We start from the raw sequence: 23,594 nt of genomic DNA on the forward strand, positions 1-23,594 counted from the left end.
CCCTCGCTCTACCGGCAGCCGCCGCGTCCAGCGCTGCCGCGACCCCCATCGCAAGGAGATGACATGAGGTTGGGACGAATCGGGGGAGTGGTGTCCGTCATCGCCCTCGCCGCGACGATGACGGCCTGCGGATCGAGCACGAAGACCGTCGACGCCCAGGCCTCCGCCTCGGCCTCGGCCGGTAACGGGGGCGCCCTGATCGGCGTCACCATGCCCACGAAGTCGTCGGAGCGCTGGATCCACGACGGCGACAACGTCAAGCAGCAGCTGGAGAAGCTGGGCTACAAGGTCGACCTCCAGTACGCGGAGAACGACATCCCGACGCAGGCCAACCAGATCGAGAACCAGATCACCAAGGGCGCCAAGCTCCTGATCATCGCCTCGATCGACGGCACCGCCATCACCTCCCAGCTCCAGCAGGCCGCCGACAACAAGATCCCGGTCATCGCCTATGACCGCCTGATCCGCAACAGCCCGAACGTCGACTACTACGCCACGTTCGACAACTTCAAGGTCGGCGTGCAGCAGGCGACCTCGCTGCTCAAGGGCCTCGGCGTCGAGGACGGCAAGAAGGGCCCGTTCAACGTCGAGCTGTTCGGCGGCTCGCCCGACGACAACAACGCCACGTTCTTCTGGAACGGCGCCATGTCGGTGCTCAAGCCGAAGATCGACGACGGCACCCTGAAGGTCCCGAGTGGCCAGACCGACTTCAAGCAGGCCGCCATCCTGCGGTGGGACCCCGCCACGGCGCAGAAGCGCATGGAGGACATCCTCACCAAGACCTACGGCGGCAAGAAGGTGGACGGCGTGCTGTCGCCGTACGACGGTCTGTCGATCGGCATCCTGTCGGCGCTCAAGAGCTCCGGCTACGGCACCAGCGGCCAGCCCTACCCGATCGTGACCGGCCAGGACGCCGAGCTCGCGTCGGTGAAGTCGATCATCGCCGGTGAGCAGTACTCCACGATCTTCAAGGACACCCGCAAGCTCGCCGAGCAGACCGTGAAGATGGCCGACTCCGTGCTCAAGGGTCAGAAGCCCGAGGTCAACAACGAGAAGGACTACGACAACGGCAACAAGGTCGTCCCGTCGTACCTGCTCGACCCGGTGATCGTCGACAAGAGCAACTACAAGGAAGTCATCATCGGCGGCAACTACTACACCGAGGACCAGCTCAAGTAAGGGCCAGAGCCCCGGGGACCCCAGGAGTCCCCGGGGCTTCCTCTCTGAGCGAGGGATATATGACCGAGCACATCTTGCGGATGAGCGGGATCACCAAGACGTTCCCCGGCGTCAAGGCGCTGCAGAACGTCAACCTGTCCGTCCGGCGGGGCGAGATCCACGCCATCTGCGGCGAGAACGGCGCCGGCAAGTCGACCCTGATGAAGGTGCTTTCCGGGGTCTACCCGCACGGCGAGTACGAGGGCGAGATCACCTTCGAGGGCAGGACGGTCGAGTTCGGCGGCATCCGCGACAGCGAGCACGCCGGCATCGTCATCATCCACCAGGAGCTGGCGCTCAGCCCGCAGCTGTCGATCGCCGAGAACATCTTCCTCGGCAACGAGCGCGCCAAGCGCGGCTTCATCGACTGGAACCGCACCAACTACGAGGCCGGCGAGCTGATGAAGCGGGTCGGCCTGCGTGAGAACCCGACGACGCCGATCTCCGACATCGGCGTGGGCAAGCAGCAGCTCGTCGAGATCGCCAAGGCGCTCTCGAAAGAGGTGAAGCTGCTCATCCTCGACGAGCCGACCGCCGCCCTCAACGACGACGACTCGGCCCACCTGCTCGACCTGCTGCGCGGCCTGCGGGACGAGGGCATCACCTGCGTGATCATCTCCCACAAGCTGAACGAGGTCACCGCCATCGCCGACTCCGTCACGATCATCCGCGACGGGCAGACGATCGAGACCCTGGACATGGCCACCGACCACGTCACCGAGGACCGCATCATCTCCGGCATGGTCGGCCGCGCGCTCGACAACCGCTTCCCGCCGCACGAGCCGACCATCGGCGACGAGGTGCTGCGCATCGAGGACTGGACGGTCTACAGCCCCAGCCAGCCCGGCCGGAAGGTGGTCGACGGCGCCGCCCTCACGCTGCGCCGGGGGGAGATCGTCGGCCTCGCGGGGCTGATGGGCGCCGGGCGCACCGAGCTGGCGATGAGCGTGTTCGGGCGCGCGTACGGGGTGCACATCTCCGGCAAGATCTTCAAGGACGGCAAGCCGATCGAGATCCGCAACGTGCAGGACGCGATCAAGCACGGCATCGCCTACGCCACCGAGGACCGCAAGAGGTACGGCCTCAACCTCATCGAGGACATCAAGCGCAACATCTCGGCGGCCGGGCTGACCGGGCTGTCCAAGCGCGGCTGGGTCAACGAGAACGAGGAGTACAAGGTCGCCGAGCAGTTCCACAAGAGCATGAACATCAAGGCGCCCAGCGTCAACAGCGTCGTCGGCAAGCTGAGCGGCGGCAACCAGCAGAAGGTCGTGCTCTCCAAGTGGATCCTGACCGAGCCTGACGTGCTCATCCTCGACGAGCCCACCAGAGGCATCGACGTCGGTGCCAAGTACGAGATCTACACGATCATCAACCGGCTGGCCGACCAGGGCAAGGCCGTGCTCGTGATCTCCTCCGAGCTGCCCGAGCTGCTCGGTCTGTGCGACCGCATCTACACCCTCTCCGAGGGCCGCATCACCGGCGAGGTGCCGCGCCAGGAGGCCACCCAGGAACACCTCATGTACCTGATGACCAAGGGACAGGAAAAATGAGTAGCATCACGCCCACCGACGTGGAGGTCGGCGCCAAGGGCGACGGGGGAGCTCCACGGCAGCCGGGCAGGGTGTCGCTCGGCGGAGTGTCGCTCAACCTGCGATCCAGCGGTATCTACATCGCCTTCGCGCTGATCGTCGTGCTGTTCTCGGTGCTGACCGACGGCGCGATGCTCACGCCGCAGAACATCTCCAACATCATCGTCCAGAACTCCTACGTCCTGATCCTCGCGATCGGCATGATCCTGATCATCATCGCCGGGCACATCGACCTGTCGGTCGGCTCGGTGGTGGCGGTCACGGGAGCGCTGGCGGCCGTGCTCATGGTGAACATGGGCTGGCCCTGGCCGCTCGCCCTGCTGGTCACGCTGGTGGCCGGGGCGCTCATCGGGGCCTGGCAGGGCTACTGGATCGCGTACTTCGGCATCCCCGCGTTCATCGTGACGCTGGCCGGCATGCTGCTGTTCAGGGCGCTGACGCTGACGGTGCTGGGCAACCAGGGCATCGGCCCGTTCCCCGACCAGGTCCGCACGCTGGCCAACGGCTTCACCAACGGCTACCTCGGCAACATCGGCCTCGGCCCCCTCGGCGGCGCCGACCTGTTCAGCCTCCTGATCGGCATCGTGGCCATCGCCGGCATGGCGGCCTCCCAGTGGCGCACCCGCAACGCGCGCCGCGGCTACGGGCAGGCCGTGGAGCCGATGGCGCTGTTCGTGCTGAAGCTGGCGGCCGGGGCCGCGCTGATCCTCTTCCTGGTCGTGCAGCTCGCCCGCTTCAAGAACCTCCCGTGGGTGCTGGTGCTGCTGGCGGTGCTCGTGCTCGGCTACTCGCTGATGGCCAACCGCACGGTCTTCGGCCGGCAGATCTACGCCATCGGCGGCAACCTCCAGGCGGCCGTCATGTCCGGCGTGAAGGTCAAGTCGGTGGTCTTCTGGATCTTCGTCAACATGGGCGTGCTGTCGGCCATCGCCGGCATCATCTTCGCCGGCCGGCTCAACCAGGCGGGCCCCACCGCCGGTAACAGCTTCGAGCTGGACGCCATCGCCGCGGCCTTCATCGGCGGCGCGGCCGTCCAGGGCGGTGTCGGCAAGGTGGTCGGCGCCATCACCGGTGGTCTGATCATGGCGGTCATCAACAACGGCATGTCCCTGATCGGCTCGCCCAGCGAGCGGGTCATGCTCGTCAAGGGCGCGGTCCTCCTGGCCGCCGTCGCGTTCGACGTGTGGACCAAGCGCCGGGCGGGTGCCTCGCGTTAGTTCTAACTAATAGGAAATCTGCGCCCCATCGCCGCTCCGGGCGTCGTCAGGCGCGGACAGTAGGGCGGCGATCTGGAGAGCAGGTTTCCTATTAGTAAGATCCCCTGAGCCCAGCGAAAGGAGAGACCGTGACGACCCCCAAGCGCCGCCTGCCGGTCATGGCCGATGTGGCCAAGGAGGCGGGCGTGTCGCACCAGACGGTCTCCCGGGTGCTCAACGACCACCCGAACGTCCGGGCGGACACTCGCGCCCGGGTGGAGGAGGCGATCACCCGGCTGGGCTACCGGCGCAACCTGGTCGCCCGCGCCCTGGTCACCAAGCGGTCGAGGACGCTCGGCGTGGTGAGCTTCGACACCACGCTGTACGGCCCGGCCAGCACGATCTACGGCATCGAGCAGGCGGCCAGGACCGCGGGCTACTTCGTGAGCATCGTCAGCCTGAAGTCGATCGACGCGGCCAGCGTGCGCGACGCCATCGACTACCTCGCCGAGCAGGGCGTGGACGGGGTCGTGGTGGTCGCGCCGCAGCGCTCGGCCGGGCGCGCCCTGGAGAACCTGCCGACCGGCATGCCGGCGGTCGCCGTCGAGGGCACCCACAGCGCCGACGTGTCGGTGGTCTGCATCGACCAGGTGCAAGGCGCCAGGCTCGCCACCCGCCACCTCCTGGAGCTGGGCCACGAGACCGTCTGGCACGTCAGCGGCGCTCCCGACTGGCTGGAGACCGAGGGCCGGATCGAGGGCTGGCGCGCGGCCCTGGAGGAGGCGGGGCGGCCGGTGCCCGAGCCGCTGGCCGGCGACTGGAGCCCGCGCGCCGGCTACGAGGCCGGCAAGAGCCTGGCGGCGATGGAAGGCGTCACGGCCGTGTTCGCCGGCAACGACCAGATGGCGCTCGGCGTGCTGCGCGCGCTCAGCGAGGCCGGCGTGCGGGTGCCCGACCAGATCAGCGTGGTGGGCTTCGACGACATCCCCGAGTCGGAGTTCTTCTCGCCGCCGCTCACCACGGTCAGGCAGGACTTCGACGTGGTGGGCAGGCACTGCATCGAGGTGCTGCTGCGCCAGATCGACGCCGGGCCCACCGCGTACGAGCGCCTGGTCGTCCCTCCCAGCTTCGTCGTGAGGTCGAGCACCTCGGCTCGGCGGCGGTAGATGATGTGCAGGCCACAGAAAGAATCCCCTGGAGTGCAATGTGAACGCTAACAGTTACGTGGTCGGAGTCGACTTCGGCACGCTCTCGGGGCGTGCCGTCGTCGTCCGCGTGAGCGACGGCGCCGAGCTGGGCAGCGCTGTCCACGAGTACGCCCACCGCGTCATCGAGCACAGCCTGCCGGGATCCGACGAGAAGCTGGGCCCGGACTGGGCGCTGCAGTCGCCGCAGGACTGGATCGACGTGCTGAAGATCGCCGTACCCCAGGCGATCGCCGCCGCGGGCGTCGCGCCCGAGCAGATCATCGGCATCGGCACCGACTTCACCGCCTGCACCGTGCTGCCCACGACGGCGGACGGCACGCCGCTGTGCTTCGAGACCCCCTTCGAGCCGCACGCGTGGCCGAAGCTGTGGAAGCACCACGCCGCACAGTCGCACGCCGACCGGATCAACGAGCTGGCCGCGCGCCGGGGGGAGAGCTGGCTGCCGCGCTACGGGGGCAAGATCTCCTCGGAGTGGGAGTTCGCCAAGGGTCTGCAGGTCCTGGAGGAGGCCCCCGAGGTGTACGCCAGGGCCGAGCGCTGGATCGAGGCCGCCGACTGGATCATCTGGCAGCTCACCGGCGTCGAGAGCCGCAACATCTGCACTGTGGGTTACAAGGGGATCTTCCAGGACGGCTCCTACCCGTCCGAGGAGTTCCTCGCCGAGCTCAACCCCGGCTTCGCCGGTTTCGTGAGCAAGCTCGCCACCGGTCAGGTCGGCGACCAGGTCGGCGGCACCACGCTGGCCCCGCTCGGCGGCCTCGCCGGGCGCCTGACCGCGCAGGCCGCGGAGTGGACCGGCCTGCCCGAGGGCGCGGCCGTGGCCGTGGGCAACGTGGACGCGCACGTCACCTCGGCCGCCGCGGACGCCGTCGGGCCCGGCCAGATGGTGGCCATCATGGGCACCTCCACCTGCCACATCATGCCCAGCGACCAGCTCGCCGAGGTGCCCGGCATGTGCGGCGTCGTACGCGACGGCATCGTGCCCGGCCTCTGGGGCTACGAGGCCGGCCAGTCCGCGGTCGGCGACATCTTCGCCTGGTTCGTGGACAACTTCGGGGGCGACCTCGACCACGAGAGCCTGACCGCGCTGGCGGAGAAGCAGGCGGTCGGCGAGCACGGCCTGGTCGCGCTCGACTGGTTCGGCGGCAACCGCTCGGTGCTCGTGGACCACAACCTCTCCGGAGTGATCATCGGCCAGACCCTGGCCACCAAGCCCGAGGACGTCTACCGCGCGCTCATCGAGTCCACCGCGTTCGGCGCCCGGATGATCGTGGAGACGTTCGAGAAGTCGGGCGTGCCGGTTGAGGAGTTCGTGGTCGCCGGCGGCCTGCTGAAGAACCGCTTCCTCATGCAGGTCTACGCCGACGTGCTGCGCCGCCCGCTGTCGGTCATCGGCTCCGACCAGGGCCCCGCGCTCGGCTCGGCCATCCACGCGGCCGTCGCCGCCGGCGCCTACCCGGGCATCCAGGAGGCCGCCGCGGCCATGGGCAAGCGCACCGAGGCCGCGTACGTGCCCGACGAGGCCAGCGCCGACGCCTACGACCGGCTCTACGCCGAGTACCGCAGGCTCCACGACTTCTTCGGAGACGGAAAGACGCTGCACACCCTCCGCGCGATCAGGAACGAGGCCCAGGCATGAGCATGAGGAAGATCGTCGCCGACCTCCATTCGGAGCTGGTCCGGTACAACCTGGTCGTCTGGACCGCGGGCAACGTCTCGGGCCGGATCCCGGGCGAGGACCTGTTCGTCATCAAGCCGTCCGGGGTCTCGTACGACGAGCTGACGCCGGAGAACATGGTCGTGTGCGACCTCGACGGCAACCTCGTGGAGGGCGAGCACTCGCCGTCCAGCGACACCGCCGCGCACGCGTACGTCTACCGCAACATGCCCGACGTCGGCGGTGTCGTGCACACGCACTCCACCTACGCCTCCGCCTGGGCGGCGCGCGGCGAGGCCATCCCCTGCGTGCTGACCGCGATGGCCGACGAGTTCGGCGGCGAGATCCCCCTCGGCCCGTTCGCTCTGATCGGCGACGACTCGATCGGCCAGGGCATCGTCGAGACGCTCAAGGGCCACCGCTCCAAGGCCGTCCTCATGCAGAACCACGGCGTGTTCAGCATCGGCAAGGACCCGAAGGCGGCCGTGAAGGCCGCCGTCATGTGCGAGGACGTGGCCCGCACCGTCCACGTGGCCCGGCAGCTCGGCGAGCCGCTGCCGATCCCGCAGGACGACATCGACCGCCTGTACGACCGCTATCAGAACGTCTACGGACAGAGGAGCCCGCGTTGAAGATCTGGTTTCTGACCGGCAGCCAGGGGCTGTACGGCGAGGACACGCTGCGCCAGGTGGCCGAGCAGTCTCAGCGGATCGCCGAGCAGCTGCCCATGCCCGTCGAGTGGAAGCCCGTGCTCACCGACGCGGCGGCGATCAGGCGCGTGATGCTGGAGGCCAACGCCGACGACTCGTGCGCCGGCGTGATCGCGTGGATGCACACGTTCTCCCCGGCCAAGATGTGGATCTCGGGGCTCGACGCGCTGCGCAAGCCGCTGCTGCACCTGCACACGCAGGCCAACGTGGAGCTCCCGTGGAGCACCATCGACATGGACTTCATGAACCTCAACCAGGCCGCGCACGGCGACCGCGAGTTCGGGTTCGTGCAGACGCGGCTGGGCGTGCCGCGCAAGACCGTGGCCGGGCACGTCAGCGACCCGGCCGTGGGCGAGCGCATCCTGACCTGGGTGCGGGCCGCCAAGGGCCTGGCCGAGGTGCGCACGCTGAAGCTGGCCCGCTTCGGCGACAACATGCGCGACGTGGCGGTCACCGAGGGCGACAAGGTCGAGGCGCAGCTCCGTTTCGGCGTCTCGGTCAACACCTATGGCGTGAACGACCTGGTGGAGGCCGTGGACGCGGCCTCGGACGCGGACGTGACGGCGCTGGTCAAGGAGTACGCCGAGCAGTACAAGGTCGCCCCCGAGCTGCTCGGCGAGCGCAACGAGTCGCTGCGGTACGCGGCCAGGATCGAGCTGGGCCTGCGCGGCTTCCTGGAGTCGGGCGGCTTCAAGGCGTTCACCACGAACTTCGAGGACCTCGGCGGCCTGCGCCAGCTCCCCGGACTGGCCGTGCAGCGGCTCATGGCCGACGGGTACGGCTTCGGCGGCGAGGGCGACTGGAAGACCTCGGTCCTGCTGCGCACGCTGAAGTCCATGGCGCCCGGCGGCACCTCGTTCATGGAGGACTACACCTACGACCTGTCGCCCGGCCAGGAGCTCATCCTGGGCGCGCACATGCTGGAGGTCTGCCCCTCGATCGCCTCCGGCACGCCGTCGTGCGAGATCCACCCGCTGGGCATCGGCAACCGGGAGGACCCGGTCCGGCTCGTGTTCGACGCCGAGCCCGGCCCCGGCATCGTGGTGGGCCTGGCCGACATGGGTGACCGGTTCCGGCTGGTGGCCAACGAGATCGACCTCGTGGCCCCGCCCCAGCCGCTGCCCAAGCTGCCCGTCGCCCGCGCGGTCTGGACCCCCCGCCCCAACCTGCGTACGTCCACGGAGTCGTGGCTCACGGCGGGCGCGCCGCACCACACGGTGCTCTCCACGGCGATCGGCCGCGCGGAGCTGACCGACCTGGCCGACATGCTCGGTGTGGAGCTGCTGATCATCGACGCCGACACGACGACCGAGCGGTTCACCAAGGAGATCCGCTGGAACCAGGCGTACTACCGCCTGGCCCAGGGCTTCTAGTCCTCGGACGGTTTCTCGGGGGCGTTCCTGCGCTGCTCCTCGGCGCGTTCGCGGCAGCGGCGCAGGAACTCCTCGTCGTCGTCGGGGTTGACGGCGGCGAAGCGGCCCGGGCGGTCGTACTCGGGGAACGCGTTCGGGCGCGTGACCGCCTGCGACCGGTCCGGGCGGCCGGCCACCAGCCAGGCGACGGAGCCGATCAGCGGGAACAGCAGCACGATGACCACCCAGAGGATCTTCGGCAGGTTTCTGCAGAGGACGTCGGGCGTGGTGATCGCGTCGAAGAGGCAGTAGAGCCAGAGCACAAGCGTGACCAGGCCAATGGCCTCGGACAAATAGAGCACGGCACACCTCCGTCAGCGGCTCATGAAGCTAGCGGCACCCGGGCCGGGCTGACAAGGTGGTTTGTGGGAAGGTAATGCCGTGACGCTGACCAATTGGGCGGGAAACACCGCATTTCGGGCGCAAGATGTCCATCACCCGACCTCGCTCGACGAGCTCCAGCGGCTCGTCTCGGCCGGCTCCCGCGTGCGGGCGCTGGGGAGCGGCCACTCGTTCAACGACGTCGCGGACACCGACGGCGACCTCGTCGTGCTCGACCGGATGCCGGACGCGGTGGAGATCGACAGCGCGGCGGCCACGGTGCGGGTGCCCGCGCGCATGACGTACGCGCGGCTCGCGCCGCAGGTGCACCGGGCCGGGTTCGCGCTGGCGAACATGGCCTCGCTGCCGCACATCTCCGTGGCCGGCTCGGTCGCGACCGGCACGCACGGCTCCGGCGACGCCGTCCCCGGCCTGGCCTCGGCCGTGTCCTCGCTCGACCTCGTCACTGCCGACGGCTCCGTGCTCACGCTCTCCCGCGGCGACGCCGACTTCCCCGGCGCGGTGGTGGCCCTCGGCGCGCTCGGCATCGTCACCTCGCTGACCCTCGACCTGGTGCCGGCCTTCGAGGTGCGCCAGTACGTACGCGAGGGCCTGACCGCGGCCGCCCTCGCCGACTTCGACCAGATCATGTCCGGCGCCTACAGCGTCAGCCTCTTCACCGACTGGCGCGACACCCGCGTCTGGCTGAAGAGCACCGAGGAGCTGACCGACGCCGACTGGTACGGCACCACCCCGGCCGACGGCCCCCGCCACCCCCTCCCCGCGATGTCGGCGGAGAACTGCACGATCCAGCTCGGCGTGCCCGGCCCGTGGTACGAGCGGCTGCCGCACTTCCGGCCGGACGCCGAGCCGAGCGGCGCGGGCAACGAGCTGCAGTCGGAGCTCATCCTGCCCAGGGAGCACGCGGTCAAGGCGCTGCGCGAGCTGTTCGCGATCGGCGACCGGATCCGGCCCGTCCTGCAGATCTCCGAGGTGCGCTCGATCGCGTCCGACGACCTGTGGCTGAGCCCCTTCCGCGGCCGTGAAAGCGTCGGCATCCACTTCACCTGGATCAGGGACGTGGCCGCGGTGCTGCCGGTGCTGGAGCTGGTGGAGGAGACGCTGGCGCCGTTCGCGCCGAGGCCGCACTGGGGCAAGCTGTTCACCCGCCGGCCCGCGTGCCCCGACGAGTTCCGCTCGCTGGCGCGGCGGCTCGACCCCGAGGGCAAGTTCGCCAACGACTTCACGCGGATACTGCTGCAGGAGTAGCACTCTCGCGCGGGCATGCTCCCCCGGATGTAGGAGACCACCGCCCCCGGGGACGATGTCGCGGGGGCGTGGATCCGCGATCGTTGGTGGCATGACCGATCACCTGTTCAGGTTCGGCGCGGTCGCCGGACATGCCACCGACGCCGGCGCGTGGACCGGCCTGGCCCGCAGGGCGGAGGGCCTCGGCTACTCGACGCTGCTGGTGCCCGACACGCTCGGCACGCTGTCGCCCTTCGTCGCAGCCGCCGTGGCCGCGACGGCCACGACGACCCTGCGCGTCGGCACGTTCGTGCTGAGCGCCGCCAACCGGACTCCCGAGGCCGTGGCATGGGAGAGCGCCACCCTGCACACGCTCACCGACGGGCGCTTCGAGCTGGGCCTGGGCGCCGGCCGCCCGGACGCGGAGCGGGACGCCGCGGCCCTCGGCGTCGGGTACGGCACGCCCGGTCAGCGCATCGAGCGCGTCGCCCAGACCATCGACGCGGTCAAGGACGTACGGGTCCTGGTCGCCGCGTCCGGGACCAGGCTCCTCAAGCTCGCCGCCGAGAAGGCCGACACCGTGGCGCTCGGCCTGCCGCCGCACTACACGGAGGATCAGGTGGCGGCCAAGCTGGACGAGCTGTACGAGCTGGCCGGCGACCGCTTCCACGACCTGGAGCTCAGCATGAACCTCGCGGCCGCCGGGGCCGAGCCGCCCTCCTGGCTGAGCGTCCCGGCCGGCGGCACCGGAGTCCTGCTGGGCACCCCGGACGAGATGGCGGAGACGCTGCGCAGGCGCCGCGACCGGCTCGGCGTCTCGTACGTGTCGGTCAACGCCCAGTATCTGGACGAGTTCGCGCCGGTCGTGGAGCGCCTCGCCGGTACCTGACGGGATCTGACAGGTATGACCGGCACGATGGAGCCATGACCGCCAAGGGAACCTTCGACACCGCAGGCTGGGACGCCAAGGCGCCGTTCGTGGAGCGTGACGGCGTCTCGATCGGGCTCGTGACCATGTCCAAGACCTTCCACGGGGACCTGACGGCCACCAGCGTCGTCCACCTGCTGACGGCCTCGACGCAGGTCGAGGAGTCGAGGTCGTACGTGGCGCTGGAGCGCATCGAGGGCACCCTCGACGGTCGCGCGGGGGCCTTCGTCGTGCAGCACAACGCGGTCAGCGACCGCGGCGAGCGGTCGCTGAGAATCTCGGTCGTCCCCGACTCGGCAACGGGGGAGCTGCGGGGGCTCAGGGGCGAGATGGACATCATCATCGCCCCTGACGGCTCGCACTCCTACACATTCGACTTCACCCTCTGAAGCGCCACGACCAGCAGCGCCACGGCGCCCAGCCCGAACACCAGGTGGCTGGCGAGGTCGAGCCCGGGTGACGACGGCACCAGCGGCCGGGAGAAGAACGCGTGCCAGGCGTAGGTCAGCAGCGCCCCGCCGCCCAGCGCCATCCGGTGCCTGCCGTCCCATCCCTCGCGTGCCGACCAGGTGAGGACCGGCCAGGCGATGCCCGCCTCGGCCGCGACGAGCGCGGCGATGGTCAGCCAGACGGGCAGCCCCTGGATCACCGTCTGCAGCTCGAACACCAGCCCGGCGGCCAGCGCCGCCCCGAACACCAGCCACGGCGACGGGGCCCGCCCCGCGGACCGGCCCGGCCGCGGCAGCCGGAAGGCCGCCACCACCAGCAGGACCACGATCACCACGATGGACACCAGCTGCGGCACGGACGCGAGGAAGTGCCCGTTCTGGTAGGAGAACAGCGTGGTCGACGCGGCTCCCAGCACGGCCAGCGCCGCCGCCACGCCCAGGCCGGCCCTGCCCAGCCACGGGGTGGTCCGCCGCTCGCCGGCCAGCTCCTCCATGACCGCGATGGGCACGCTCACGCTCCACACCGTGTGCAGGGCCAGCACGAACAGCGTCCAGGGGACCCCGATCCCGAGCGCGGACACGTAGCCGGGGTCGAGCAGCCGCTGCCCGGCATAGTTGGGGTTGAAGAGCGACATCGTCATGATGCCCTCCTCGAAGACGCCGTAGGCGAGGGCCATGAGCACGATGCCCGGCCACCCGAGCCCCTTCCTGCGGGCCACCTCCCGGATCACGACCGCGGCGCCGCCGTAGGTGGGGGCGAGCAGGAGCAGGAAGGACAGGTACGTCAGGGGGAAGTCGCCGAGCAGGAACTCCGCGACGAGCGGGGAGAGCAGGGCCAGCCCCAGGGCCAGGAGGATTCTTCTCATGTCTCGATGTTCCGGCGATTTCGCGGCGTTGACCGGTGTCATCGATCCTGACCTTGGTATGACAATCGTCCTATCCCGTCGCGGAGTGGTGCTCCTCGTCCAGGAGCCCGCCCAGCACGGTCTCGGCGATGTCGCCCAGCGCCTCCAGCTGGCTCGGGGTCAGCACGTCGACGACGTAGCGCCGTACGGCCCGCTCGTGGTGGAGCCTGGCCTCGGCGGCGAGCCGGCGGCCCTCCTCGGTGGCCCGGATGACCGACCCCCGGTTGTCCTCCTCGCACTCCGCTCGCGTGACCAGCCCTCGTTGCTCCATGCGCCGCAGCTGATGGGACAGGCGGCTCTTCTCCCATGCCAGCCCGCACCGCAGCGCCAGCGCCCGCATCGACTCGTCGGGCGACTCGGTGAGATGGGCGAGGATCTCGTAGTCGGCCTCCGACAGGCCGGTGGAGCCGGCGAGCTCCCGGTTGATCCGCCCGGTGAGCTGCACGCGCATGCGCTGATAGCTGGCCCAGTGGGCCGCCTGGCGGGTGGAGAGCGAGGACATGACGACAGTCTAGTATGGTTGATGCATCAACCTTTTCTGGAGAGGGCTCGGATGAACTACGGCCATCCACTGACGTTCGGCACGTTCCTCACCCCCGGAGCCGACGCCGTGTCGCTGGCGGTCCGGAGTGAGGAACTGGGGTACGACCTGGTCACCTTTCCGGATCATCCGGATACGTTCGACACGTGGACGCTTCTGTCGTGGGTGGCCGGACGGACCTCGCGGGTGGGCCTGTCGGCCAACGTCCTGAACCTCGCGCTGCGCCCGCCCACGGTGCTCGCCCGCGCGGCGGCCAGCCTCGACCTGCTGTCCGGCGGCCGGTTGTCGCTCGCGCTGGGCGCCGGCACAGGGCCCTCTGAGGGGCCCGCTGAGCGGGCCGGTGAGGCGCTCGAGGTGATCCGCGGCATGTGGGACGCGGACGGCGGGCCGCTGCGGTTCGACGGCGAGCACTACCGGACCGGTGGCGCGCAGCCGGGGCCGCCCGCCGCGCACGACGTGCCGATCTGGCTGGGCGCGGACGACGCGCGGGCGCTGCGGCTGGTGGGGGAGCAGGCGGACGGCTGGCTGGTCACCCTCGACGAGCGCGCGCCGGACCGGATCAGGACCGGGAACAAGCTCATCGACGAGGCCGCCGCGGCCGCCGGGCGCGATCCCCGGGAGATCCGCCGGCTGGTCAACGTCCCGGCGCGGTCCGGGCTGGAGGAGCTGCTCCCGCTGGCCGTCGAGGACGGGATCGGGACGTTCATCCTCATGTCGGACGACCCGGAGGAGATCGAGCGGTTCGCGCTGGAGGTGGTGCCCGCTCTGCGCGAGGCCGTGGGACCGACCGGCCGCCAGCTGCGCCGCGCCTCCGTGCGCGCCCTGCGGCGAGCCGGGATCGACTACGACCGGGTGCCCGCGGGCCTGCCGGTGATCGAGCCGGGCGATCCTGGGTATTCGCGGGTCAGGTCGACGTACGCGCGGGGCGGCGCGCCGGGGCTGGTCATCCGGCCGGGCGACGCCGGCCAGGTGGCCGAGGCTCTGGCGTTCGCGCGGGCCCACCCGCACCTGCCGCTGGGGGTGCGCAGCGGCGGCCACGGGATCAGCGGCCGCTCCACCAACGACGGCGGCATCGTCGTCGACGTGTCCGGGCTCGACTCCATCGAGGTGCTCGACCGGGAGAGCCGCCTGGTCAGGATCGGGCCGGGAGCGCGCTGGGCGGACGTCGCCGCGGCCCTGGAGCCGTACGGGTGGGCGCTCAGCTCCGGCGACTACGGCGGGGTCGGCGTCGGCGGCCTGGCCACCGCCGGCGGCCTCGGGTTCCTGGCCCGCGACCACGGCCTGACCATCGACCACCTGCGCGCCGTCGAGATGGTGCTCGCCGACGGCTCGGTGGTGCGGGCGAGCGAGACGGAGAACGCGGACCTGTTCTGGGCGGTACGCGGCGCGGGCGCGAACTTCGGCGTCGTCACGGCGTTCGAGTTCCAGGTGGACGAGGTCGGCGACGTCGGGTGGGCGCAGCTCGTCATGGACGCCCGGGACACGGCCACGTTCCTCGAGAGGTGGGGCGCGGTCCAGGAGTCGGCCCCCCGCGACCTCACGAGCTTCCTCATCGTGAGCCCGCCGCGCGCGGGACGTCCGGCGACCGGGCACGTGCTGGCCATGGTCAACGCGGGCGTGCCGGAGACCGTCATCGACCGGCTCCAGCCGCTGGCGGACATCGCCCCGCTGCTCGACCAGCAGGTCGTGATCACTTCGTACGCCGCCGTCATGGCCAACGCGGCCGGCGACGGCCACAACGGCCAGGGGGAGCCGGTCACCCGCTCCGGGCTGGTCGAGCACATCACCCCGGAGTTCGCCGCCGCCGCGGCGCGGCTGATCCACAGCGGCGCGGTGTACTTCTTCCAGATCCGCTCGGTCGGCGGCGCGGTGGCCGACGTCCCTCCGGACGCCACCGCCTACGCCCACCGCTCCGCCAATTTCTCGGTCATCGGCTTCGGCGCTAACCGGCAGCGGGTGGACAGGGAGTGGGCCCGGCTGGAGCCGTACGTCAACGGCCTCTACCTCAGCTTCGAGACCGACGGGCGCCCCGAGCGGCTGGGCGACGCGTTCCCGCCGAGCACCCTGCGGCGGTTGCGCGAGCTCAAGGCACGGTACGACCCGGACAACGTCTTCCGCGACAACTTCAACATCCGACCTGAGGAGTCATAGATGACCGACTACGGGCACGACCTGCTGTTCGGCGCGTTCGTCACCCCCACGGCGCAGCCCGCCGCGCACGCGGTGGAGCTGGCCGTGGCGGCCGACCGCGCCGGCCTGGACCTGGTGACCTTCCAGGACCACCCGTACCAGCCGAAATTCCTCGACACCTGGACCCTGCTGTCCTACGTCGCCGCCCGCACCGAGCGCGTCCGGCTCAGCGGCAACGTGCTCAACCTGCCGCTGCGGCACCCCGCCGTGCTGGCCCGCAGCGCCGCCAGCCTGGACCTGCTCAGCGGCGGCCGCTTCGAGCTGGGCATCGGCGCGGGCGGGTTCTGGGACGCCATCGAGGCCATGGGCGGCCGGCGGCTGTCTCCCGGCCAGGCCGTGGACGCGCTGGAGGAGGCGATCCGGATCTTCCGCGAGATCTGGGCGGCCGGCGAGCCGGGCGGCGTCCGGGTGGAAGGTGAGTACTACCAGGTCAAAGGCGTCAAACGCGGCCCCGCTCCGGCCCATGACATCGGGATCTGGCTCGGCGCCTACAAGCCGAAGATGCTCAAGCTGACCGGCCGCGCCGCCGACGGCTGGCTGCCGTCGCTGTCCTACCTGCAGGGCGGCCCCGCCGACCTCACGGAGGGCAACAAGCACATCGACGAGGCCGCGCTGTCCGCCGGCCGCTCGCCCGCCGACGTACGCCGGTTGCTGAACCTGTCGGGCCGCTTCGCGAGCTCCAGCCGCGGCCTGCTCGACGGGCCGCCGGACCAGTGGGCCGAAGAGCTCGCCGGCCTCGCCCTGGACCACGGCGTCAGCACGTTCATCCTGATGGCGGACGAGCCGTCGGTGGTGGAGCTGTTCGCGGCCGAGGTCGCTCCGGCCACCCGCGAGCTCGTCACGGCCGAGCGCGGGAACTGACCGCGGGGCGGTCAGAGGGCGCTGATCGCCGCTTTGACGGTGGCCAGGTCGCCGAGGACGACCTCGTGGAGGTCACGGGCCGTGTGGAGGCGCCAGTGGGTCTCGGCCACGGCTTCGGGGGAGGCCGGTGCGACGGCGGAGGCCGATCCCGAGCGGTGGCGTCGCCACTTCACGCTGAGCCTCGACGCCCTGCGCGCCAGATAGCCCGGTCAGACCTCGTCCGGGAGGGTGTCCATCGTGTTCAGGATGGGCACCAGCTGCTCCTCCTCGTAGTCCAGATGCGCCTCCAGCTCGCGGGCCAGGCGGTCGAGCTCGGCCGCCACCCCGTCGCCGTCGCCGTCATCGTCCGTGTCCAGCAGGAGGCGAATGCGCTCCATGAGCCGCGCCACCACCACGTGCTCCGCCCGCAGCCGTTCCAGCGCCTGCGCCAGCTCCGGGTGCTCGCCCGCGAGATGGGGGAAGAGCGCGCCGTCCTCTCCCTCGTGGTGGGCGTGGAGGGCGTCGCAGAAGGCCAGGCAGTGCGTACGCAGGTCCGTCCCGCGCGACGAACGCAGGTTCGCCAGGTCGCGCCGGAAACCGTCGTGCAGCTTGATCAGCTCGTCACCCCAGGCGACGAGCCTCGCCGAGTTTTCATACATGTATAGAAAGTAGCATGACAGGATGCCCGCACGTACAGGAAGGCCGCCCAGGATCTCCCGGGCGGAGATCGTGGCCGCCGCTCACCACGTCATCGAGGCGGACGGAGTCGGCGGCCTGACCATGCGCAGGCTTGCGAAGGAGGTGGGCAGCACGGCGATGGCGCTGTACCACCACGTACGCGACAAGGAGGAGCTGCTCCTGCTCCTCCTTGACGACTACGCCGCCGGGATGCCCAGGCCCGAGCTGCCGGACGACCCGCGCGAGTGCGTGGTGGCCGTGGCCACGGCCATGCGCGAGGGGCTGTCCGGCTGCCCGTGGATCGTGGACGTGCTCAGGGCCGACGACCTGCTCTCGGTCGGCGCCCTCTGGTACCCGGAGAAGATCATCGACGCCGCCGTACGCGCCGGGCTGACGATCGAGCGGGCCGTGGACGCGTACCGGATCATCTGGCACTACACGGCGGGGGAGATCGGCTCCAGGGCGGCGGCCGGGAGGAGGCGGGCGGAAGGGGGCCCGACGTATCGGGAGCGGGTGTTCGCCGGGCTGGATCCCGAGGAGTTCCCGCTGATCAGCGCGGTGGGCGTACGGTGGGAGGAGTTGACCGCGCAGGACACCTACGCCCGGGGGCTGCGCGCCCTGGTGGACGGTCTGCTGCCGTAAATGGGTGGCCGCGCGGGCGTGACGTGTGAAACGGTCGGGTTCTGATGATCCACTGGACCGAGGCAGGGCAGGAACGGTCGGCGATCTGGCGGTCGGCGCTGGGCGCGTCGCCACCCAGGCGGGTGGTCACGGCCGACGACCGGATGACGGCCGACACCGCTTACCGGCTGGCCTGCGAGGGCACCGCGCTGCTCTGGCAGGGCGACTTCCAGAACGCCCGCCAGCTGCTGACAGCCATGGGGCGCCGGTGCAAGCCCGCCGCGCCCGGCTCCGGGTTCCACCGCTACCGCCAGGCCCGGTCCCAGCGCGCCCGCACGCTGGGCATGCTGCTCATCCCGTTCGCGCAGGACCACGTGGTGGCGCTGCGCAGGGCGCCGGACGTGCGCGAGGCGTGCGCCGAGGTGTACGGCGCCGAGGCCCCGCCGGCGGTGGGCCAGCTGCGCGAGCTGCTCGGTCTGATCGGAGCCCACGAGTGGCGGCGCAAGGGCGTCCACGTCCCCGCGCTCGGGGCCCGCATCCACCCGCACCACGGCGTCTTCTCGCCGATCAGGGGCGAGTACGTCGACCTGGTCGCGCGGGCGCCGCTGCCGGAGGACCGCCGGCTGGCCTTCGACATCGGCACCGGCACGGGCGTGCTGGCCGCCGTGCTGGCCGAGCGGGGCGTGCACGAGGTCGTGGCCACCGACCTCGACCAGCGCTCCGTCGAGTGCGCCGAGGACAACCTGGCCCGTCTCGGGCTGGACGACCGGGTGGAGGTCGTGCGTGCCGACCTCTTCCCGCCCGGCAGGGCGCCGCTGGTCGTGTGCAACCCGCCGTGGTTGCCCGCCAAGCCGGTCTCGCCCCTCGACCAGGCCGTCTACGATCCCGGCGGGCGGATGCTGAACGGGTTCCTCGACGGTCTCGCCGGGCACCTGGAGCCGGGCGGCGAGGGCTGGCTCATCCTCTCCGACCTGGCCGAGCACCTCGGCCTGCGCACCCGGGCCGACCTGCTGGCCGCGTTCGAGGGGGCCGGGCTGCGCGTGGCCGGGCGCCTGGACGTCCCGCCTCGGCACCACCGGCCGAAGGACGAGCAGGACGCGCTGCACGAGGCCCGCGCCGCCGAGATCACCTCCCTGTGGAGGCTCACGGCCTGAGACCGGTACGCGCGCAGGCTCACGCCCCGAAGGCCCGCCGGTACGCCGACGGCGACGTCCGCATGGCCCGCGTGAAGTGGTGCCGGAACGTCACCGCGCTCTCGAACCCGACCGCCGCCCCGATCTCCTCCACCGGCGCCCCGGTGGACTCCAGCATCGGCAGGCTGGCCGCCACCCGCTGCGAGATCACCCACCGCAGCGGGCTGGTGCCGGTCTGCCGCCTGAAGTGCCTGATGAACGAGCGCTCCGACATGTGCGCCACCCTGGCCAGGTCCGCCACGGCGATCGGCCCGGCCAGGTGCTCCAGGGCCCACGACATCGCCCTGGCCACCCCGTCGTCGTCCGTCACGGGTGTCACGGCGGCCTGGATGAACTGCGCCTGGCCGCCCTCCCGGTGCGGCGGTATGACCAGGCGGCGGGCCACGGCGTTGGCCACGGTCGGCCCGTGGTCGCTGCGTACCAGGTGGACCAGCAGGTCGAGGCCCGCCGCGCTGCCTGCGCTGGTCAGCACGTCGCCGCCGTCCACGTACAGGACCGAGGGGTTGACCCGGACGAGCGGGAAACGCTCCTGGAGCAGCTCGGCGTACTTCCAGTGCGTGGTGGCCTCGCGCCCGTCTAGCAGCCCGGCCGCCGCCAGCGCGAACGCGCCCGAGCAGATCGACACCAGGCGCGCGCCACGCGAGTGGGCGAGCCGCAGCGCGGACACGAGCGCGCCGGAGACCTCTCCGCGCACGTCCGCCACCCCGGGCACGATCACCGTGTCGGCCTCGGCCAGCACGTCCAGCCCGTGCGCCGCCTGCATGGTGAACCCGCCCACCACCCGCAGCGGCGCTGGCGTCTCGGCGCAGACCGCGAGCGAGTACCACGGGACGTCCAGCTCGGGCCGGGGCAGCCCGAAGAACTCCACGACGCAGCCGAGCTCGAACGGCGCCATGCCGTCGAACGCCAGCGCGGCCACCCGATGCGGCCTGGAGGGAAGCGGCAGAAGCATGCCTCGCATGTTAGCCGCGGCCTTTCAGCGGCAAGAGAGGTATATGCATATATCGGCTGTGCAGACCGTTTTGCCGGATCATCACTACGCCCAGGCGGAGATCACCGAGGCGTTCTCCCGGCTGACCGACTGCGACGAGGAGCTGCTGCGCCGATTCCATGCGGCGGCCGGCGTGGAAGGCCGCAATCTCGCGCTCCCGCTGGCCGACTACACCAAGCTCGACTCCTTCGCCCGCGCGAACGACACCTACGTCGAAACGGCCCTCGACCTGACCGAGCAGGCCGTCAAAGGCGCCCTGAACAAGGCCGGCGTGCGCCCGGAGCGCGTCGATCACCTGCTGCTCTGCTCGACCACCGGCATCGCCACGCCCTCGCTCGACGCCAGGCTGGCCCAGCGGGTGGGGCTGCGGCCGGACGTCAAGCGGGTGCCCGTGTTCGGCCTCGGGTGCGCGGCGGGCGCGTCGGGGCTGTCGCGCCTGCACGACTACCTGCGCGGCTGGCCCGACCACGTCGCGATGCTGGTGTGCGTGGAGCTGTGCTCGCTGACGATCCAGCGGGACGACACCTCGCTCGCGAACCTGGTGGCCAGCGCCCTGTTCGGGGACGGCGCGGCGGCCGTCGTGGCGACCGGGCGCGGCGAGGGCCCCGAGGTCGTGGCCACCCGCAGCCGGCTCTATCCGGACACCGAGCACCTCATGGGCTGGGAGGTCGGGCCGCACGGGTTCCGGATCGTGCTGGACCCGGAACTGACCGCGTTCGTGGAGCAGGTGCTGGCCGGTGACATCAAGGCGTTCCTGGCGGACTACGGCCTGACCCCCGAGCAGGTCGCCACCTGGGTCTGCCACCCCGGCGGCCCCAAGGTCATCGAGGCGATCACGCGGACCCTCGGCCTGCCTCCCAAAGCGCTGGACGTGACCTGGCGGTCGCTGCGCGAGCACGGCAACCTGTCCTCGGTCTCGGTGCTCCACGTGCTCCAGGAGACGCGGGGCCGGCCGGGCGCTCCCGCCGTGCTCCTCGCGCTGGGGCCGGGGTTCTCCGCCGAGCTGTTGCTGCTGCACTGGTGAGCGCGTACCTCGTCCTGATCGGGCTGGTCGCCCTGGAGCGGCTGGCCGAGTTGGCGGTGGCCCGCCGCAACCTGGCCTGGGCCAGGTCCAGGGGCGGCGTCGAGTACGGCCGGCGGCACTACCCCTGGATCGTCCTGGCCCACGCGGCGCTCCTCGGGGCGGCGCCCGCCGAGGTGTGGCTGCTCGGCCGCCCCTTCGTCCCGTTGCTGGGCTGGCCGATGCTGGCGGTCGTCGTCCTGGCCCAGGGGCTGCGCTGGTGGTGCGTCGGGACGCTGGGCAGGCAGTGGAACACCCGCGTGGTCGTGGTGCCGGGAATGCCGCTGGTGGACCGGGGGCCGTACCGCTGGCTGCGGCACCCCAACTACGTGGCCGTGGTCGCCGAAGGGCTCGCGCTGCCGCTGGTGCACTCGGCCTGGCTCACCGCGCTGGCCTTCGCCGCCGCCAACGCGGTGCTGCTCACCGTACGGGTGCGGGTGGAGGACGCGGCGTTGTCACGGTAGGGCCACATCCCGATGGTCCGGACGGCACCCGCGGTCACCCCAACTGTCGCATTCGTCACAACTGATCACGCGCCGATCGCGGTTTGTGCTCGCTTACGTCACCGGCCCGGCCGATGCAGATCAAGTTCCGTCGTAGGGCATGGAGGTGGTTGCAATGAAATTTCGCCCTTTAGTGGCGGGGATTGGGATTGTTGCGCTGCTCGCCCTCTCTGCGTGCGGAGGTGGCTCCGGAAACAAGTCCAGCGGTGAACGCGCGGCCGACGCTCCGGCGAACGCGGAACCGGCCCCGGCCCGCCCGTCCGCGTCACCCGCCAAGACGAACGGCGAGGAGGACACGACCACGGCCCAGATCTCCACGTTCGCCCTGGACGTGGACACGGCCTCGTACGGTTACGCCCGGCAGACCCTCCAGGGAGGCCGCTGGCCCGCGCCCGGCGAGATCCGCCCGGAGGAGTGGATCAACGCGTTCCGGCAGGACTACGCGCCGCCGTCGGACGACGGCTTCGCCGTGCACGTGGACGGCGCGAAGCTGCCGGAGCGCGACCAGGCGATCCTGCGCGTGGGCCTGCAGACGCGCGGTTCCGACGCGGCGGCGCGGCGGCCCGCCAACCTCACGTTCGTCGTCGACGTGTCCGGCTCGATGGCCGAGACCGGGCGGCTGGACCTGGTCAAGTCGGCCCTGCTCAAACTGCTTGAGCAGCTCGCGCCCGGCGACCAGGTGTCGATCGTGTCCTTCAGCGACGAGGCCGACGTGCTGGCGTCGATGACCCCGCTGACCGCGAGGCAGGAGCTGCGCGACGCGGTGAACGAGCTGACCGTCTCGGGCGGCACCAACCTCTCGGCCGGGCTCGTCGCCGGCTACCAGGAGGCGTCCAAGGCGTTCCGCCCCGCCGCCACGAACCGGGTCATCCTGCTCTCCGACGGCCTGGCCAACCAGGGCCCCACCGAGTGGCGTAGCATCCTCGGCCAGGTCAAGGAGTATGCGGGCAAGCAGGTCACGCTGCTCACCGTCGGCGTCGGCCGCGACTACGGCGACGAGCTGATGGAGCAGCTCGCCGACAACGGCGACGGCATGGCCGTGTACGTCAGCACACAGGAGGAGGCCGACAAGGTCTTCACCACGCAGCTGCCCGCGAACATCGAGCTGCGGGCGCGCGACGCCAAGGCCCAGGTGGTCTTCAACCCGTCGGTGGTGGAGCGCTACCAGCTCATCGGGTACGAGAACCGCGCGCTGAACACGGAGGACTTCCGCGACGACACCCGCGACGGCGGCGAGATCGGCCCCGGCCACTCGGTCACCGCGCTCTACTCGCTGCGTCTCAAGCCGGGCGCCGAGGGGCAGCTCGCCCAGGCCACCGTACGCTGGCAGGACCCCGACACCCGGGCCGCCTCCGAGGCGAGCAAGTCGCTGCGGGCCGACGAGCTGGCCGCGTCGCTGGACAAGGCGCCGGTCAGGTTCCAGGTGGACGTGGTGGTGGGCGCGTTCGCGGTCTACCTGCGGGACAGGAAGGCGTTCGGCATGGACCTGCCCGAGCTCAAGGAGCAGGCCGCCCGGCTGGCGCCGGCCACCGAGGACCCGATGGTGACGGAGCTGGTCCAGCTCATCGACCAGGCCCGTTCGGTGGGGTGAGGGCTTCAGCCGAGTATGGGGGCGGCGGTGCCGGAGCTGTAGTAGAAGTCGTACATCGCCCGGGCGAACCCGTCCTTCGACACGTGCGCCACCTTGTTGCCGCGCAGCCGGTCGAACGACGCCCGTGACGCCGCCCCCGCCACGTCGTACGCCGACCACAGGCGCAGGAACTCGGCCCGGTCGAGCCGCTCGTCGCCGTCGGCGTCGAGCGCGTCCCAGAGGGCGTCGGTGATCGGCCTGACCACGTTGGCCACGAACGCGCCGCGGTCGAGCCCGGGGGCCAGCGCGTAGTGGATGTAGGACTCCCTGCTGATGCGGCCCTCGGGGTCGGTGCCGATGTTGCGGACGGCGTACTGCCAGACCCGCTCGTACGCGTCCGTGACCCGCTGCGCGTGCTGCCCGGACAGCCCGAGCCGGGCGCACAGCGCGGCGGCGACCACGATCATGTCGCGGTGGTCGAGGTAGCCGTTGTGATCCATGTCGCTCGTGTCAAACGCCTGTCCAGCATTTCGGGCGTCTGCATCCATAGCTGGCCACCTCTG

At 71.0% G+C, this 23,594-nt stretch carries 23 protein-coding genes and 1 pseudogene; 17 read left to right on the forward strand and 7 right to left on the reverse strand.

Features of this window, described 5'->3' with window-relative positions:
- Positions 1–63 precede the first annotated feature (63 nt).
- From chvE to araA, 7 genes are all read left to right on the forward strand, one after another.
- Complete coding sequence (gene chvE, locus ACFKCF_RS31120) at positions 64–1,179, forward strand: multiple monosaccharide ABC transporter substrate-binding protein (RefSeq protein ID WP_394498818.1); 1,116 nt, start codon at positions 64–66, stop codon at positions 1,177–1,179.
- Positions 1,180–1,238: 59 nt separating this feature from the next.
- Positions 1,239–2,771 (forward strand): multiple monosaccharide ABC transporter ATP-binding protein, encoded by a 1,533-nt coding sequence (gene mmsA, locus ACFKCF_RS31125; RefSeq protein WP_394498819.1) that lies wholly within the window; start codon positions 1,239–1,241, stop codon positions 2,769–2,771.
- Positions 2,768–4,027 carry a multiple monosaccharide ABC transporter permease gene (gene mmsB, locus ACFKCF_RS31130; RefSeq protein ID WP_394498820.1) on the forward strand — a complete coding sequence of 420 codons (1,260 nt, stop codon included), beginning with the start codon at positions 2,768–2,770 and terminating at the stop codon, positions 4,025–4,027. The genes mmsA and mmsB overlap by 4 nt, the downstream gene beginning before the upstream one ends.
- 128 nt (positions 4,028–4,155) lie before the next feature.
- Positions 4,156–5,172 (forward strand): LacI family DNA-binding transcriptional regulator, encoded by a 1,017-nt coding sequence (locus tag ACFKCF_RS31135; RefSeq protein WP_378526857.1) that lies wholly within the window; start codon positions 4,156–4,158, stop codon positions 5,170–5,172.
- Between the two features lie 58 nt (positions 5,173–5,230).
- A complete protein-coding gene (gene araB / locus ACFKCF_RS31140) occupies positions 5,231–6,853 on the forward strand; it encodes a ribulokinase (protein WP_394498926.1) in 1,623 nt (540 codons plus the stop codon).
- Positions 6,854–6,855: 2 nt separating this feature from the next.
- Positions 6,856–7,503: an L-ribulose-5-phosphate 4-epimerase gene (locus tag ACFKCF_RS31145; RefSeq protein ID WP_394498927.1), complete on the forward strand. Its 648-nt coding sequence runs from the start codon at positions 6,856–6,858 to the stop codon at positions 7,501–7,503.
- Complete coding sequence (gene araA / locus ACFKCF_RS31150; RefSeq protein WP_394498821.1) at positions 7,500–8,954, forward strand: L-arabinose isomerase; 1,455 nt, start codon at positions 7,500–7,502, stop codon at positions 8,952–8,954. Before ACFKCF_RS31145 ends, araA begins: the two co-directional genes overlap by 4 nt.
- Here araA and ACFKCF_RS31155 read toward each other — a convergent pair.
- Positions 8,951–9,295: a PLD nuclease N-terminal domain-containing protein gene (locus tag ACFKCF_RS31155; RefSeq protein WP_394498822.1), complete on the reverse strand. Its 345-nt coding sequence runs from the start codon at positions 9,293–9,295 to the stop codon at positions 8,951–8,953. The genes araA and ACFKCF_RS31155 overlap by 4 nt on opposite strands.
- Positions 9,296–9,374: 79 nt before the next feature.
- On the opposite strand from ACFKCF_RS31155, the gene ACFKCF_RS31160 reads away from it, so the two are divergent.
- From ACFKCF_RS31160 to ACFKCF_RS31170, 3 genes are all read left to right on the forward strand, one after another.
- Positions 9,375–10,583 carry an FAD-binding protein gene (locus ACFKCF_RS31160; protein ID WP_394498823.1) on the forward strand — a complete coding sequence of 403 codons (1,209 nt, stop codon included), beginning with the start codon at positions 9,375–9,377 and terminating at the stop codon, positions 10,581–10,583.
- 91 nt (positions 10,584–10,674) lie between these two features.
- Positions 10,675–11,451 carry an LLM class flavin-dependent oxidoreductase gene (locus ACFKCF_RS31165; RefSeq protein ID WP_394498824.1) on the forward strand — a complete coding sequence of 259 codons (777 nt, stop codon included), beginning with the start codon at positions 10,675–10,677 and terminating at the stop codon, positions 11,449–11,451.
- A gap of 35 nt (positions 11,452–11,486) precedes the next feature.
- On the forward strand, positions 11,487–11,879 hold the full coding sequence (locus ACFKCF_RS31170) for a DUF3224 domain-containing protein (RefSeq protein WP_394498825.1): 393 nt from the start codon (positions 11,487–11,489) through the stop codon (positions 11,877–11,879).
- Here the strand turns inward: ACFKCF_RS31170 and ACFKCF_RS31175 are convergent.
- Together ACFKCF_RS31175 and ACFKCF_RS31180 are read right to left on the reverse strand one after the other, a co-directional pair.
- Positions 11,855–12,805, reverse strand: a complete 951-nt coding sequence (locus ACFKCF_RS31175) for a hypothetical protein (protein WP_394498826.1) — start codon at positions 12,803–12,805, stop codon at positions 11,855–11,857. The genes ACFKCF_RS31170 and ACFKCF_RS31175 overlap by 25 nt on opposite strands.
- Positions 12,806–12,875: 70 nt before the next feature.
- Entirely contained in the window at positions 12,876–13,346 is a 471-nt protein-coding gene (locus ACFKCF_RS31180; protein WP_394498827.1) for a MarR family winged helix-turn-helix transcriptional regulator, read from the reverse strand.
- A gap of 51 nt (positions 13,347–13,397) precedes the next feature.
- Here ACFKCF_RS31180 and ACFKCF_RS31185 point away from each other — a divergent pair, with 51 nt between their 5' ends.
- Together ACFKCF_RS31185 and ACFKCF_RS31190 are read left to right on the forward strand one after the other, a co-directional pair.
- Positions 13,398–15,536 (forward strand): LLM class flavin-dependent oxidoreductase, encoded by a 2,139-nt coding sequence (locus tag ACFKCF_RS31185; protein ID WP_394498828.1) that lies wholly within the window; start codon positions 13,398–13,400, stop codon positions 15,534–15,536.
- Positions 15,537–16,427, forward strand: a pseudogene (locus ACFKCF_RS31190) (LLM class flavin-dependent oxidoreductase); the annotation flags it as partial.
- 20 nt (positions 16,428–16,447) lie between these two features.
- Here the strand turns inward: ACFKCF_RS31190 and ACFKCF_RS31195 are convergent.
- Both ACFKCF_RS31195 and ACFKCF_RS31200 read right to left on the reverse strand, forming a co-directional pair.
- A complete protein-coding gene (locus tag ACFKCF_RS31195; protein WP_394498829.1) occupies positions 16,448–16,609 on the reverse strand; it encodes a hypothetical protein in 162 nt (53 codons plus the stop codon).
- A 36-nt stretch (positions 16,610–16,645) separates the two neighbouring features.
- Positions 16,646–17,074 (reverse strand): hemerythrin domain-containing protein, encoded by a 429-nt coding sequence (locus tag ACFKCF_RS31200; protein WP_394498830.1) that lies wholly within the window; start codon positions 17,072–17,074, stop codon positions 16,646–16,648.
- 22 nt (positions 17,075–17,096) lie between these two features.
- Here ACFKCF_RS31200 and ACFKCF_RS31205 point away from each other — a divergent pair, with 22 nt between their 5' ends.
- On the forward strand, positions 17,097–17,735 hold the full coding sequence (locus tag ACFKCF_RS31205; protein ID WP_394498831.1) for a TetR/AcrR family transcriptional regulator: 639 nt from the start codon (positions 17,097–17,099) through the stop codon (positions 17,733–17,735).
- Positions 17,736–17,779: 44 nt separating this feature from the next.
- On the forward strand, positions 17,780–18,868 hold the full coding sequence (locus ACFKCF_RS31210) for a methyltransferase (RefSeq protein WP_394498832.1): 1,089 nt from the start codon (positions 17,780–17,782) through the stop codon (positions 18,866–18,868).
- 19 nt (positions 18,869–18,887) lie between these two features.
- On the opposite strand, the gene ACFKCF_RS31215 is transcribed toward ACFKCF_RS31210, so the two are convergent.
- Positions 18,888–19,859, reverse strand: a complete 972-nt coding sequence (locus ACFKCF_RS31215; protein ID WP_394498833.1) for a helix-turn-helix domain-containing protein — start codon at positions 19,857–19,859, stop codon at positions 18,888–18,890.
- A gap of 7 nt (positions 19,860–19,866) precedes the next feature.
- On the opposite strand from ACFKCF_RS31215, the gene ACFKCF_RS31220 reads away from it, so the two are divergent.
- The 3 genes from ACFKCF_RS31220 (at position 19,867) to ACFKCF_RS31230 (ending at position 23,052) form a co-directional block, all read left to right on the forward strand.
- On the forward strand, positions 19,867–20,922 hold the full coding sequence (locus ACFKCF_RS31220; protein ID WP_394498928.1) for a type III polyketide synthase: 1,056 nt from the start codon (positions 19,867–19,869) through the stop codon (positions 20,920–20,922).
- Positions 20,919–21,422 carry an isoprenylcysteine carboxyl methyltransferase family protein gene (locus ACFKCF_RS31225; protein ID WP_394498834.1) on the forward strand — a complete coding sequence of 168 codons (504 nt, stop codon included), beginning with the start codon at positions 20,919–20,921 and terminating at the stop codon, positions 21,420–21,422. Before ACFKCF_RS31220 ends, ACFKCF_RS31225 begins: the two co-directional genes overlap by 4 nt.
- A gap of 154 nt (positions 21,423–21,576) precedes the next feature.
- Positions 21,577–23,052, forward strand: a complete 1,476-nt coding sequence (locus ACFKCF_RS31230; RefSeq protein WP_394498835.1) for a von Willebrand factor type A domain-containing protein — start codon at positions 21,577–21,579, stop codon at positions 23,050–23,052.
- 5 nt (positions 23,053–23,057) lie between these two features.
- Here ACFKCF_RS31230 and ACFKCF_RS31235 read toward each other — a convergent pair whose 3' ends face one another.
- Complete coding sequence (locus tag ACFKCF_RS31235; RefSeq protein WP_394498836.1) at positions 23,058–23,531, reverse strand: EF-hand domain-containing protein; 474 nt, start codon at positions 23,529–23,531, stop codon at positions 23,058–23,060.
- Positions 23,532–23,594 lie beyond the last annotated feature (63 nt).

The organism is Nonomuraea sp. JJY05, assembly GCF_043496855.1.
Taxonomy (GTDB): domain Bacteria; phylum Actinomycetota; class Actinomycetes; order Streptosporangiales; family Streptosporangiaceae; genus Nonomuraea.

Bases quoted from the DNA above. Each gene is read 5' to 3' on its own strand.
- ACFKCF_RS31185 (WP_394498828.1), top strand. From the start codon at position 13,398: ATGAACTACGGCCATCCACTGACGTTCGGCACGTTCCTCACCCCCGGA.
- mmsB (WP_394498820.1), top strand. From the start codon at position 2,768: ATGAGTAGCATCACGCCCACCGACGTGGAGGTCGGCGCCAAGGGCGAC.
- ACFKCF_RS31145 (WP_394498927.1), top strand. From the start codon at position 6,856: ATGAGGAAGATCGTCGCCGACCTCCATTCGGAGCTGGTCCGGTACAAC.
- mmsA (WP_394498819.1), top strand. From the start codon at position 1,239: ATGACCGAGCACATCTTGCGGATGAGCGGGATCACCAAGACGTTCCCC.
- ACFKCF_RS31205 (WP_394498831.1), top strand. From the start codon at position 17,097: ATGCCCGCACGTACAGGAAGGCCGCCCAGGATCTCCCGGGCGGAGATC.
- ACFKCF_RS31210 (WP_394498832.1), top strand. From the start codon at position 17,780: ATGATCCACTGGACCGAGGCAGGGCAGGAACGGTCGGCGATCTGGCGG.
- ACFKCF_RS31230 (WP_394498835.1), top strand. From the start codon at position 21,577: ATGAAATTTCGCCCTTTAGTGGCGGGGATTGGGATTGTTGCGCTGCTC.
- ACFKCF_RS31165 (WP_394498824.1), top strand. From the start codon at position 10,675: ATGACCGATCACCTGTTCAGGTTCGGCGCGGTCGCCGGACATGCCACC.
- ACFKCF_RS31180 (WP_394498827.1), bottom strand. From the start codon at position 13,346: ATGTCCTCGCTCTCCACCCGCCAGGCGGCCCACTGGGCCAGCTATCAG.
- ACFKCF_RS31215 (WP_394498833.1), bottom strand. From the start codon at position 19,859: ATGCTTCTGCCGCTTCCCTCCAGGCCGCATCGGGTGGCCGCGCTGGCG.
- ACFKCF_RS31200 (WP_394498830.1), bottom strand. From the start codon at position 17,074: ATGTATGAAAACTCGGCGAGGCTCGTCGCCTGGGGTGACGAGCTGATC.
- ACFKCF_RS31170 (WP_394498825.1), top strand. From the start codon at position 11,487: ATGACCGCCAAGGGAACCTTCGACACCGCAGGCTGGGACGCCAAGGCG.
- ACFKCF_RS31235 (WP_394498836.1), bottom strand. From the start codon at position 23,531: ATGGATCACAACGGCTACCTCGACCACCGCGACATGATCGTGGTCGCC.
- ACFKCF_RS31175 (WP_394498826.1), bottom strand. From the start codon at position 12,805: ATGAGAAGAATCCTCCTGGCCCTGGGGCTGGCCCTGCTCTCCCCGCTC.
- chvE (WP_394498818.1), top strand. From the start codon at position 64: ATGAGGTTGGGACGAATCGGGGGAGTGGTGTCCGTCATCGCCCTCGCC.
- ACFKCF_RS31220 (WP_394498928.1), top strand. From the start codon at position 19,867: ATGTTAGCCGCGGCCTTTCAGCGGCAAGAGAGGTATATGCATATATCG.